General features: G+C 55.1%; 11 protein-coding genes. All 11 read right to left on the bottom strand.

Going from position 1 to position 11,979, the window contains the following annotated elements:
* Complete coding sequence (locus WN16_RS13390) at positions 1-1,257, bottom strand: FAD-dependent oxidoreductase (protein WP_103790861.1); 1,257 nt, start codon at positions 1,255-1,257, stop codon at positions 1-3.
* Positions 1,254-1,973, bottom strand: coding sequence for an SDR family NAD(P)-dependent oxidoreductase (locus WN16_RS13385; protein ID WP_044700533.1), 720 nt, complete (start codon positions 1,971-1,973; stop codon positions 1,254-1,256). The genes WN16_RS13390 and WN16_RS13385 overlap by 4 nt, the downstream gene beginning before the upstream one ends.
* Entirely contained in the window at positions 1,970-2,404 is a 435-nt protein-coding gene (locus WN16_RS13380) for a nuclear transport factor 2 family protein (protein ID WP_044700535.1), read from the bottom strand. Before WN16_RS13380 ends, WN16_RS13385 begins: the two co-directional genes overlap by 4 nt.
* Before the next feature lie 203 nt (positions 2,405-2,607).
* Positions 2,608-3,336 carry a MerR family transcriptional regulator gene (locus WN16_RS13375; protein WP_044700539.1) on the bottom strand — a complete coding sequence of 243 codons (729 nt, stop codon included), beginning with the start codon at positions 3,334-3,336 and terminating at the stop codon, positions 2,608-2,610.
* Positions 3,337-3,571: 235 nt separating this feature from the next.
* On the bottom strand, positions 3,572-4,156 hold the full coding sequence (locus WN16_RS13370) for a DUF4376 domain-containing protein (RefSeq protein WP_044700540.1): 585 nt from the start codon (positions 4,154-4,156) through the stop codon (positions 3,572-3,574).
* 11 nt (positions 4,157-4,167) lie between these two features.
* Positions 4,168-6,120 carry a prophage tail fiber N-terminal domain-containing protein gene (locus WN16_RS24665; RefSeq protein ID WP_278249172.1) on the bottom strand — a complete coding sequence of 651 codons (1,953 nt, stop codon included), beginning with the start codon at positions 6,118-6,120 and terminating at the stop codon, positions 4,168-4,170.
* Positions 6,121-6,161: 41 nt separating this feature from the next.
* Positions 6,162-9,563 carry a host specificity protein J gene (locus WN16_RS13355; RefSeq protein WP_046670531.1) on the bottom strand — a complete coding sequence of 1,134 codons (3,402 nt, stop codon included), beginning with the start codon at positions 9,561-9,563 and terminating at the stop codon, positions 6,162-6,164.
* Positions 9,564-9,635: 72 nt separating this feature from the next.
* Positions 9,636-10,313 carry a tail assembly protein gene (locus tag WN16_RS13350; RefSeq protein ID WP_071681833.1) on the bottom strand — a complete coding sequence of 226 codons (678 nt, stop codon included), beginning with the start codon at positions 10,311-10,313 and terminating at the stop codon, positions 9,636-9,638.
* Positions 10,211-10,945: a C40 family peptidase gene (locus WN16_RS13345; protein WP_069219688.1), complete on the bottom strand. Its 735-nt coding sequence runs from the start codon at positions 10,943-10,945 to the stop codon at positions 10,211-10,213. Before WN16_RS13345 ends, WN16_RS13350 begins: the two co-directional genes overlap by 103 nt.
* Before the next feature lie 11 nt (positions 10,946-10,956).
* A complete protein-coding gene (locus WN16_RS13340; protein ID WP_046670530.1) occupies positions 10,957-11,652 on the bottom strand; it encodes a phage minor tail protein L in 696 nt (231 codons plus the stop codon).
* Positions 11,653-11,660: 8 nt separating this feature from the next.
* A complete protein-coding gene (locus WN16_RS13335) occupies positions 11,661-11,960 on the bottom strand; it encodes a phage tail protein (protein ID WP_196238998.1) in 300 nt (99 codons plus the stop codon).
* Positions 11,961-11,979: the final 19 nt, after the last annotated feature.

Genomic DNA, 11,979 nt, shown 5'->3' with positions numbered 1-11,979 from the left:
TTAGCTCCCCTCTCCTGCAGCAATGCCGTGTACCACATCCAGCGCACTGCGTACGCCATCTTCGTGAAAACCGTTGTACCAGTAAGCACCGCAGAACCAGCTCCGATGCTGACCGTTGATCTCAGCGCGACGCGCCTGCGCTCGCCAGCTTTCAGGGTTAAACAACGGATGCTCGTAAACAAAGCGTCGCCAGACGAAACGGTCGTCGATGGGGATGTCCGGATTGAGGGTCACGCAAAATAGCGGGCTTCCTTCAGGTAATCCCTGGAGAATATTCATGTTATAGGTGACGCAAGCGCGGGCCCTATCTTGCTCACTCAGGCGGTAATTCCAGCTTGCCCAAGCGCGTTCGCATACCGGTAACCAGCGGCGATCGCAGTGCAACACAACCTCGTTACGTTGCCAGTCAATTGCGCCCAGCACGTCGCGTTCTGCAGGGGTCGCATCCTCAAGTACAGCCAGAGCCTGCGAGGAATGGCAGGCGAAGATCACCTGATCAAATGTCTGTATTGATCCTGCCAATTGTATTTTGACGCCGCTGTCGTAGCGAATAACCTGCTGAACAGGTGAATTGAGGTGCAATTTCAGACGATCGCCCAGCTTCGCCAGCATGACACGAATGTATTCGCGCGATCCGCCCGGCACCACATACCATTGCGGTCGATGCCAGATATCCAACAAGCCATGGTGCTCAAAGAACCGTAAGAACAGCGCCAGTGGAAAACGGCGCATCTCCTGAAGTGAAGATGACCATATGGCCGCGCCCATCGGCAAAATATAATGCCGCGCAAAGAACACACTGAAGTGGTGCTGGTCGAGGAAAGTCTGAAGCGTCGCGTTCACATCGGTCTCATTTAATGCCTGTTTCGCCAGACGATTAAAACGGACAATCTCTTTCAGCATTCCCCAATATGCGGGGTTGACCAGGTTTCGACGTTGGACAAACAATGAAGTCAGCGTATGACCGCTATACTCCATACCGCTTTGCGGATTATGCACCGAGAAGCTCATCTGCGTTTTTTGCCCCTGAATGCCGAGTTCGCTCAGCAAGCCCATAAAACGCGGATAGGTTCGGTCGTTATAGACGATAAAGCCGCTATCAATCGCGAAACTCCCGTGCGGAGTCGCCACATCCACTGTCGCAGTATGGCCGCCAGGGGTCGACGCCGCTTCAAAAAGCGTCACCTGATGGTGTCCGGCCAGACGCCAGGCGCAGGTTAATCCGGCAATCCCACTGCCAATGATAGCTATTTTCATGAACGCACCATCCTGCGCAGTAACGCGCGCTGGAGACGCTCAGGTAGCCCGCCCAACACACGCAGCAACACGCCAAAACCCGACGGAAAGGCAATATGGTTTTTCCCTTTCGCCAGGCCATGACGAATCGCCTTCACCGCCTGCTCTACACTTACCTGACCGGGCATAGGAAAATCGTTTTTACGGGTAAGCGGGGTATCGACAAATCCTGGCGAAACGACAGTCACGGCGACACCTTTCGGCTCCCAGTCCAGACGCAAACTGTTAGCAAACCAGGTTAGCGCCGCTTTAGACGCGCCATAGGCTTCAGCCCGAGGAAACGGCATCCAGTGGGCCATCGAACTGACCAGCACCACGCGGCTACCGGAGGTTAGCTGCGTCTGAAGCGCTTCCAGGCAGTTGATGGGGCCCAGATAATTCGTCGCCATCACCCGTTCAACCTTCTCGGCATCTATCCAGCCGTGGTCGAGATATTCGCAGGTTCCGGCGCAGAGAATAACCAGTTCGGGTTTGCAGTCCGCCAGCTCCTGGCGACAGGCGTCTTTGTCTGTCATATCGAACAGGCGTACTGTGACATTGGCGTGGGATTGGCGCAGCTGTTCCAGCCTTTCTGGATTGCGGCCACAGGCAATCACGTGACAGCCGTCATCGGCCCATGACTTTGCGAGCCCGGCACCAATCCCGGAACTTGCGCCAGTAATGAGGACTGTCATCATGCGCGCACCCTCCTTTTAACGCCGCGGACGGCCCAGCCCAACAGCGGCAGATGCTCATAAAGCATCTCTCCGGCATCGTAATAATCACGCTGGCGAACAATCTTCTCGTTATGCGTCCCGACCATTGAACATCCCGGCAAGGATCGTAATTCTCCGCCAGCAATACGCGGATGCGACCAGTACATGGTCCACGTCACGGCAAACCGTCCGCTCTCACACAGCGGAGGACCAATGGCAAAACGGCAGGTGTTCACATTCCCCAGCAGATGCGAGAAATAGCGCTGGATGGCAAACAGCCCGTTATGTTCCCCGAAGGGATCGACAAGTACCGCGTGCTCGTCGTACAACCCGGCAAGTGCGGCGGCGGGCTGGCGATCCAGACTGGCGTAGTAATCCACAAACCTGTTAATAACGGATGGCTGCGCGCGCATAGCTCTTACCCTTATGTGGACCACAACACGTATGTGGCATAATTAAAACTTACACAAACACTTTGTTTTGTCCAAGTTTTGGCTGGGTAATTTTTATAAACACATTTAATTCAATGAATTAAGTTTTATTTTTTTGAGCGAGATTATCTGGGATCCACTAAGGCAGTGGCTAATCGACTCACAGGAACGGTAATGACTGAAGATTAAAGCGGGATCACTTCGAGGAAGTTGACCTGTTGTTGCCAGAGGTCTATCTGTTTTTTACGTGCTGCGGTGAGTTTGCCGGACGTAACCAACAGCCATTTTCGCTCGGGGAAAATTTCAGGCGCGAGCATCGCGGGCGCTACAGGAAGCACATCAATGCGATGTCCTTGTCCAGTGCGACCAAGCGCTTCAAGCCAGATCTCGCAGGGGTCGGTAAGATGCCAGCCTGTAATCAGGTAGTTATCACCCGGCGCACGCTTATCCCTTTCCAGGCAAAACGAGGTGTAAGAGATGATAATACCATCGAGGATTTCACGCAGCGTCATGATAGCCGGCACGTTGGCCGAGACCTGGCTTCGCAGAGGGCGCAATACCTCACTCACCAGTTCAGGGCGAGGATACTCGCGGCCAGCGTCATAAATAAGCTGGCGCAGAGATTCAATTTTCCCTTCGTTCAGGCGCTGCAGCATACTCTCTTGCAGAGATAGCCAGTTATTCGTTCGCCGCGCATCAGGGCGGGCCAGCAGCGGTTTTACCTGGCTTATCGGTACACCTTTTTTCACCCAGTCGAGAATTTTAAGCGCCAGCTGGATATCGTCATCGCTATACAGCCGGTGCCCACCATCTGTACGCTGTGGTTTGAGAAGTCCATAACGACGTTGCCAGGCACGCAGCGTCGTGGGGGTTATTCCGCAAACCCGCGCAAATTCACCGATGGAATAGGACATACAGAACACCTGATAACAAAGAATACTCTCAATATACTACGAACTACGCCGGAATAAACTCTAACTGAAATGGTCGATAAAAGCTGGCCACTTCACGAGGAGGCTTTTCAAACCACGACAGGTCCGCTTCTGGCACAGACCTGCCTATCAGACTAGGTTCAGGTCTGTGCCATAGCTGTGTCATGTCAGATCTAAGTTAATACAATTTAGACATTTAGAAAGGTGAACCAGCACATTACTTCCTCTCACTCCAGCCAACTGGATATTCAGCAATGGCATTAACATCTGTAAGTAACGCTACCTCCGATTTCATCTGCCTCTGCCGTTCGTGAATACTGAAGCCGTGCACTACCATTGCCTGCATCATCGCTGCCTCCAGTTGTTGCAGGAACGCAAAATTTACGGGAACGTCGTGGTTATCCGCATCGGTCCAGAAAAATCCCTCAGGTAACTTTCCTGTTCTACCAGCCATAACCACGGGTGCAAGACGCTCCTGCGATACTTTGCCTCCATCCCACCGGCGATTGTCCAGTTCAAAAATAATGTTGGCGTTTTCCTGAACGTCCCGCCAGTTGCTGATTTCAGCCAGTTTCTGATTTCGTAAATCCTCCACCATCTTGTCAGTCACAATAAAAGGGGCGACAGGTCCATACTTTCCTGATTCAAGCTCGCTGTAGATACGGCGCCCATGCTCCTCAAAATCATTCGGGCATGCAGTGAACGGCAGAAACTCATCAAACTCTGCAAATTTAACACTACAATTAATCGCTGTATGTTCTTTATTCGCCCACTCAGGAGCCTGAATGACCTCAATGTTCATACAATCTCCTTTTATGAGATTCGCTGAAAAATGCCTGCATAGTAACCCAAATTAGTCCCAGCCAGACCTTCAGAAGAACTCGATGCAATTCCACACGAACGCCATGTACCCGGCAAAGTATATTTGCCACTACTACCCGTAATACAAAACGACGCTTTAGCGTCGCTGTTGCTGATAATTCCACACGCTATTAAACTTCCCCCCGAATAACTTGTACCTGGATTAGTACCTCTCCCTCCAGGCGCTGGCATATATGCCAGCGCAAACGTACCTACAGCATGAAGAGCACCTGCTGGTACGCCTGCTGGTCCCTGAGGCCCTACAGGGCCAGTTGGTCCTGTTGCTCCCGTTAACCCGATATCACCCTTGTCACCTTTTGCACCCGCCGGCCCCTGTGGACCTACAGGTCCAGTTGGTCCTGTTGCCCCCGTTAATCCGATATCTCCCTTGTCCCCTTTTTCGCCTTTTGCGCCTGCCAGTCCCTGCGGACCCACAGGGCCAGTTGGTCCTGTGGGTCCCGTTAATCCGGTATCACCCTTGTCACCTTTTGCCCCTGCCGGCCCCTGCGGACCTACAGGGCCAGTTGGTCCTGTTGCCCCCGTTAACCCGGAATCACCCTTGTCCCCTTTTTCGCCTTTTGCGCCTGCCGGTCCCTGCGGACCCACAGGGCCAGTTGGTCCTGTTGCCCCCGTTAATCCGGTATCACCCTTTTCACCTTTTGCACCTTTTGCACCTTCTGGCCCCTGCGGGCCTGGCGGACCACTGAGGTCTTCACTTTCCTGTATCTCTTTAATGGTCTCAGCGGCGGCTTTTGAGGCTGCACTCCTTGCCTGTTCAGCAAGGAGCTGTGCTTCATCCCTTGCCTGTCCACTTTCTTTCTCACTGGCAGCAGCAGCCTGTGCGCTGTTCCGGGCATTCAGGGCGTCTTCCTGAGCTTCATCGCGCAGCGTCAGGGCCTCATCTCTGGCCTGCTCTGCGCGAGTGGCACTCTCAGTGGCTGCATTTTGTTGATTCTCAGCAGTTTTCGCAGCCTGCAATGCTGATGCTTCACTTAAGGAAGCCGATTGTGCACTGCCTGCTGCCTCAGTCTCTGATTTAGCAGCCTTTTCACAGAACTCCCTGGCATGCTGTTCACTTAGCGCTGCAGCTGCAGCGCTGTTATCCCCCTGTTCTGCAGCCTGTATAGCCGTGAGGACGTTTTCACGCACTGAGGTTTCAGATGCGGCTGCATTACCGGCATGCTCACCCGCTGTTTGTGCTGACGCAGATGCACTTCCGGCACTCCCCGCTGCAGACTGTGCCGAAGCGCCTGCCTCCTGCTGCGCTTTCTGTGCCGCATCAGCGGCGATCTTTGCCTTTCCGGTCTGTTCCGTCGCTGTCTGTGCCGACTTTGCCGCACTGTCAGCATCTACACTGCTGGCCAGAACGTTCTGCGCTGTCTGTCGGGCATTATCTGCAGCAGACCGGGCAGAATCATCAGCAGCATCCGCAGAGAGTGCCGCCTGGCGCTGTGACTCTGTTGCAGCCATTGCAGACAATGCTGCCGCATCATTGCTCTGCGCTGCTGACTGTGCGGCCTGTTCAGCGAGTTTCCGATCCTTCTCTGTTGCACCGCTCAAATCCACAACGCGGTTTACCATTTCCTCAAAACGTTTCATCACCTCCGGACGCAGGTCTGCATCCTTTGGCGCATCGAGAAACGCATTCAGGGTATCCGGCGCATCGGTCGGGGCCACATAAATATCGCCGGCCACTGAGGGAGGAAAACCTTCCCGCAACAGTGACACACTGTAATAACCCGGCTCAGCCTCAATGCTGTAGTGACCGTCCGCTCCTGTAATAGAGTATGAAGTCACCTCAACCACAACGGTCGGGCTGGTTTTCCTGGCACTCAGCTGAATAGTGCAGCTCTGAACCGGTTTGCCGGCCCCGTCTCTGAGCACTCCAGAGATAAGTACTGCCATAATTCCTCCATAAAAAAACCGCCCGAAGGCGGTTTCTGTCATTAACTGATTGTTATCCCGGCTGATGACTTTTTCGTCACAATAACCAGCAGGTCACTGATTCGGGAATATGGCCAGCCGCTGCTGTTACCATGTGTATTGACACTGAAACTCAGCGTCATCCGTCCGCTCCCGGCAGGCATATCCAGTGTCCGCGTAAAAACGGCCGGTACACCTCTGCTTGTCTGGTTGTATATCTCCACCCCGTTTTTCCTGACAGTCAGCGTACAGTCATCCCATACGTCATTACTGGTCTGGCTGTCATACGCTGCACCCTGAAAGGTAATCCCAGGAATGGAAACCTGTCGGTCAAAAGACTGGTCATCTTCAATCACGACTGTCAGTGTCCCGTTGGCGTACCGTTTTTCACCGTTACTGGTTATGAAGTAAGGGAACTCCCTGCCCGCTGCCTTAACAATATCCCCAAGAATACGCTCGGCCCGGAGCGTCCCCTTTATGGTGCAGTTTTCCTCAATCGTCACATTGTTGAGAGCACCAGAATTCGCACTAATATGGCCGCTGATATCCGCATTACGGGCAGTCAGTTTTCCGTCAGGTGTCAGCATAAAGGTCGGCGGGTTCCCGCCACTGGTGATAGTGGGAGCCGTCAGATATTTGAGGAACACCTCGTTCATAAATATCTGATTACCCTGAGCCACAAACATCGGGGTCTCATTGCCGTTTGCCGGGTCGATAAACGCGATACGGTTTGCTGCCACCAGGAACTGGCTTACCTTCCCTTCTTCCGTGTCTTCCATGCTCAGGCCCAGACCAGCCACATAGTGCTTCCCGTCTTTGGTCTGCTCTATCTTCACACCCCACATGGCATTCCATTTGCCGTTCGCGTCCTGCCATTCTTCCGAAAACTGATCCAGCCTGCTGGCGTTGTCTTCCGTCAGCTCCACCTTCTCCAGCAGCTCTTTCCCCAGGTGGCTTTCGGTGATTTTCCCTTTGAAGAAATCCAGGTAGCCCGCCGCATCGTTGCTGGCCTGCCCTTTAGCCTCCACGAACGCCGATTTCCCGACCTGGTTCACGGCCCGGATATAGAAGTAATAATCCTTGCCGGGTTTGATACTGCTGCTGGCCGCAATCCAGTACAGCGCGGTGCCGAGATAACGCGCATCGGTTTCCACCTGGCGGGTATCGGCAATCTGCGTATCTGTAAACCAGAATTCATACTGCACCGTGGGGTCATATACCGCCTGGCGCGGGGTGGCGGTTATCTGAAAATAGCCGGGAGTCAGCTCAACATAAGACGGTACTGCCGGCGCGGCGATGCTGAAATCCGTGCTGGCCGGATCGCCCTGCTGGCCCTGGCTGTTCACCGCCCGCACCGTCAGGGTGTAACGTCCCGGCGTCAGGTTACGGAAAGTATGCTCCGTTTTTGTCAGGATCAGGCTGCTGGCCAGCCGGTCGCTGTTATCTTCCGCTTTCACCGTCAGGCGCAGGGAGAAGTTAACCCCCTTAACCACACGCGGGGTATCCCATCGCGCCCGCGCCTGATACTGCCCCTCCTCTGCCAGAATCTCTGTGGTCAGGTGCTGCACGGCAGGCAGCGTATTCGTGATACCGGTGTCCGGTAACGGATCAAACGTCGCCCCGTTGTCCACGATGCTCGCTTTCTCCGGGACATGCTGTACGGCGGTAATGGCATACGTGCCGTCATCGTTTTCCCGTATGGCCACACAGCGAAACAGGCGCTGGCGCAGGTCCGGCAGTTTCAGCCCCCACACGCTGTACTCCGCCACGCCATCGGGTAACTGGCTGACGGTCACGGAGTCCGGGGCGGGGTGCGCGGTAACTGCGACGGTAACAGGCTGACCATCGCTGCCCACCAGGTTCAGCACCACATTGCCGCCTGGCGGTATCTCCACCTCACGGTCCAGCGTGAGCGTGCGCGTAAGGCTGTCGACCGACAGGATTCGTCCGCCCACGGTCACACCGGCATAATCACTGTCGCAGATCTCAATGATATCTCCGGGAACATGTCGCAGCCCCTCAGCCCCTACGGAAAAATCCACCGTCTGCGTTTCCAGCAATTCAGTGGTGATGGCCCACAGTCCGGCGCGGTGCGCCTGCCCACGGCTGGTACAGGCGAATGCATCCATCTTCAGAACGTTGCGACCGTAGCGCCGGATGGCAGCGTCGTTTTCCACCAGTTCGGTGGACGTTTCCCAGCCGTTGTTCGGGTCGGTGTAACGGACCTCGGCAGCATTGTGTCGCTCTTTCAGTGCGCTGAAGCTGTAGATGAATGGCGCACCGTCAGCGGGCATGACCACATTACTTTGTGTATAGGTCCAGACTTTATCGGCGGGCCGGTCCTGCACAAACGTCAGGGTGCTGCCGTTCCAGACCGGCATGCAGCGCATCAGGGAACAGAAGTCCCCCAGCACATCCCATGCTTTACGCTGGTCCGTCAGATACGCATTGCAGGTGATACGCGGCTCTGTCCCGCCAAAACCGTCAGGAACAGGCTGATCACAGTACTGTGCAATGGCATACAGCGCCCACTTGTCCACATCGGCAACACCAATGCGGCTTCCCATGCCATAGCGCGGGTGAGTCAGCATATCCAGCACACACCAGGCCGGATTATCTGTCCAGGCGGGTTTAAACGTCCCGTCCCATATTCCCGTACAGGTCTGTTTTAACGGATCGTAATTCGATGGTACCGGCACAATACGCCCGCGCAGGTGATAGTTTCGCGTGACCTGCTGGCTGCCAAACTGCTCCGCATCCACTTTTACCCCGATAACGGCGGTGTTCGGGTAGCACTGTTTCACATCGATGATTTCGGTAAAGCCTGACCACACCGTTTTGTTCTGCAGCAGGTCTGTCGTACTGTCATCAGTGAGGCGCAGCATGCGGACTTCAAAAGGCCGGGGCGGTAAATCATCAATCACCACGGATGCCAGAAACTGCGTGGTCGTTTTCCCCGTAATGGTGATATCCCGTTCCGTTCGCCACAGCCCATCCCGCCGAAACTGGATCAGCATCTGTACGCTGGTCGGGTTGCGGTCACCTTTGGTACTGGTGCTGACCAGCGACTGAACACCAAAGGTAAAGCGCAGACGGTCCAGCGTTTTGGTGGTAATGGTGCGGGTCACTGGCTCTGACTTCTTCACCTCCACACCCAGCAGGGTTTCAGCGCCGGAGTCTTCGAACCCCTCCATCGCGGTCTGCTCATCCTCCCCCACGCGATAAACCACAGTGACACCGTGAACCATCGCGTTACCGTCGCTGTCGAGGACCGGCGTTTTGTTAATTCTGACACTTTTCAGCCCGTCCACAGGACCTTCAATCGGCCCCTCGCAGATGGCATCAACAACCGTCAGCATCTGGCTGGATTTCAGGTCGTCAGGAGCCTCATGCGGCGTTTTACTGCTGCCACCCCCCTTACCCATAATCTGTTCCCTCTGAAACGACAAAACCGCCCGGAGGCGGTTCTTTGCAAATACAAATATGCTGCAAGAATGTCAGCGACCGATGATCACCACCTGCCCCCCACCACCTTCATCCCGTGTGCTGATTTCCTGGGAAATTGTGCGGGAGCCGACCAGCATTTCACCGTACAACACCGGCAGGGCATTACCCTGCGCCACCAGATTGTCCAGCGACGAAAAATAAGTGTTCTGTTTGCCGTTGTCGGTCTGCCGGGATGAGGGGATTTTTGCCTGGGGTGTCAGCATCTGCGCTACCCCCCCCAGCATCATGGCCGCTCCCATAGAAAACAGGACTGAAGATGCTGAAATAGCACCGGCAGATAACGCTGCTCCCCAGGCTGCCAGTGAAGCTCCTGCTGTAAAAAAGGACGCGGCTATTGCCACTGCTCCCAGCACCACCTGGAACAGACCACCGGATTTAGCCCCAGCCATGCGTGGGACAATATGAATAATGGCACCGTCTGGCAGCGGCTCGTGCAGACGGGCTGACAGGCTGGTTTCATTCACATCCAGGCCTGCAATGCGTATCTGATACCAGCCATCATTCATTTTCTGCCGGAAGCCCGGTATCTGCATGGCCAGCGCGTAAATGGCCTCGGCCCCCGTTTTTATACTGAGGCTGAAGCGGCGGCCAAATCGTTGTAAATCCCCGTGAAGGCAGACTCGTGCCATGCCCGGTGTCGCCATATGGAGTGTGTGCGGCGTTGCCATTTGTCGGTATACCTCTCGCGTTTACTGAGCTGGTCAGGAATATGGTGCAACAGTTCCCCGTCGCCGCAGTAAATCGCGGCATGGTTGGCAACCGATGAACCAAAACAACAAATCAGAATGTCTCCGGGCTGTGCCTCTGCGGCATTCACCCGGTAAAAGCCTGTCGCCTCCAGGTTATCCAGATACAGATTATCCCCCTGCTTCCACCAGTCCTCCCTCCGCGCAAAATCCGGCATCTCAATCCCCGCCAGATGGTACGCATCACGGAACAGGGTGTAACAGTCCGTCACGCCATGCTCAAATGCCCGCCCGGTGAGGAACGGCATGCAGCGAAATTTGTATATCCGGTCATCGCAGACCAGCCACCACGGCAGGCCACTCTGCACCTGCAGGCGGCGATCAACATCGCTGAGATTCGGCAGGCCATCGGGATGGCTGTGGACCAGGGCCACCACATCGCCCGCCACCTGCGCCTGAAGGTAATCTGCCGGATCCATGCGGAAATACATTGTCGGTTCAGCGGAAAGATTCTGGCAGGGAAAATACCGCTCCCCGGCAGACGTCTCCACCACATAGCCGCACGATTCAGCCGGCGCACACGCAGCGGCATGCGCCAGGATATTTTTGTTCATGGGTGTATCCATCAGGAGAGACGGTTAATCGAGAGGAAGCAGCCGATGCGCGGCAGGTTATCACGCAGCTCGCAGCCAGTACGGCATTTGCTGCAGGCATCTTTTGCCGGGTCTGCCGTGGGTTTGTCAAATTCATCCGCCACAGGCGGCCCGGCATACCCACACTCCTCAGAACGGTAGGTCCAGTTGCAGACATCAGCCAGCATGATCCGCGCCGGAAACACGCTGCCGTCCGTTTCGGTCGGCGTGGCCAGCACAAAGGTCGCCGTGGTGGCTTTCAGCTCTGACAGTTGTTCAATCACCCAGCGGCTGACTACTTCCTGTTCCGGATCGGCCTCCGGGTTGCCGCCTGTAAAGTTCACCGCATCGAGAAAACGGGCGTACACAACATGCCTTACCACCGTGGCCCCGACGAGGCTCTGCATATCTGCCGCAAGTCCCGTAACCATGCCAAACAGGTTCGACACCGCCAGCGTCGGGCGGGCGGTAGTCCCTTTCCCTACCAGGTCGAACCCGGTTCCCTGTATAGGGTAAACGTCATACTTCCGCCCCTGCCAGGTGACCGGCTCGCCCTTCTCATTCGCTTCATTTGAAAAATAGTAACGCTGGCCACCAAAGGCCGTCAGGTCGATTTCCCACAAATCAATGCGGGCCGACTGCTCGGTTTTCGTGGTTTCGTTGAGGGTGTTCTGAGGTATATCCTGCATAAGGATCCTTAAGCAATGACCTGCTCAAATTTACAGCTGAAATCAGAATACGTGACGTTGTCCGTAACAGACCATTCCCGGCAGACAACTTTAATCGTGCGGTTGTATTTTGGCGGTCGCCACAAAAAGGCTTTATATCCTCCATGCTCGACCAGAAACGCTTCAAGTGCGGTGCGGGAATTGTCCGACGTGATACGGAAAACAGGCTGGAAGTTAATTAACTGATGGTTGAGTCCGGTCGGGCGACGTTGCTCATAGCCATCCCCAAATTTTATGGTTGTCACCGAAGGGGAAACAGAAGACGGCATCCCCTCCCTGGGTGCCCAA

The organism is Citrobacter sp. ABFQG, assembly GCF_004322975.1.
GTDB classification, from domain to species: Bacteria; Pseudomonadota; Gammaproteobacteria; order Enterobacterales; family Enterobacteriaceae; genus Citrobacter; species Citrobacter freundii.
Note: the sequence above shows the minus strand (reverse complement) of the source record. Positions and strands in the feature narration are given on the sequence as shown.

Excerpts from the sequence above, each read along its gene's own strand:
- WN16_RS13370 (WP_044700540.1), bottom strand. The coding sequence starts at position 4,156 with ATGAACATTGAGGTCATTCAGGCTCCTGAGTGGGCGAATAAAGAACAT.
- WN16_RS13350 (WP_071681833.1), bottom strand. The coding sequence starts at position 10,313 with ATGGCAACGCCGCACACACTCCATATGGCGACACCGGGCATGGCACGA.
- WN16_RS13340 (WP_046670530.1), bottom strand. The coding sequence starts at position 11,652 with ATGCAGGATATACCTCAGAACACCCTCAACGAAACCACGAAAACCGAG.
- WN16_RS13345 (WP_069219688.1), bottom strand. The coding sequence starts at position 10,945 with ATGAACAAAAATATCCTGGCGCATGCCGCTGCGTGTGCGCCGGCTGAA.
- WN16_RS24665 (WP_278249172.1), bottom strand. The coding sequence starts at position 6,120 with ATGGCAGTACTTATCTCTGGAGTGCTCAGAGACGGGGCCGGCAAACCG.
- WN16_RS13385 (WP_044700533.1), bottom strand. The coding sequence starts at position 1,973 with ATGATGACAGTCCTCATTACTGGCGCAAGTTCCGGGATTGGTGCCGGG.
- WN16_RS13390 (WP_103790861.1), bottom strand. The coding sequence starts at position 1,257 with ATGAAAATAGCTATCATTGGCAGTGGGATTGCCGGATTAACCTGCGCC.
- WN16_RS13355 (WP_046670531.1), bottom strand. The coding sequence starts at position 9,563 with ATGGGTAAGGGGGGTGGCAGCAGTAAAACGCCGCATGAGGCTCCTGAC.
- WN16_RS13380 (WP_044700535.1), bottom strand. The coding sequence starts at position 2,404 with ATGCGCGCGCAGCCATCCGTTATTAACAGGTTTGTGGATTACTACGCC.
- WN16_RS13375 (WP_044700539.1), bottom strand. The coding sequence starts at position 3,336 with ATGTCCTATTCCATCGGTGAATTTGCGCGGGTTTGCGGAATAACCCCC.
- WN16_RS13335 (WP_196238998.1), bottom strand. The coding sequence starts at position 11,960 with ATGCCGTCTTCTGTTTCCCCTTCGGTGACAACCATAAAATTTGGGGAT.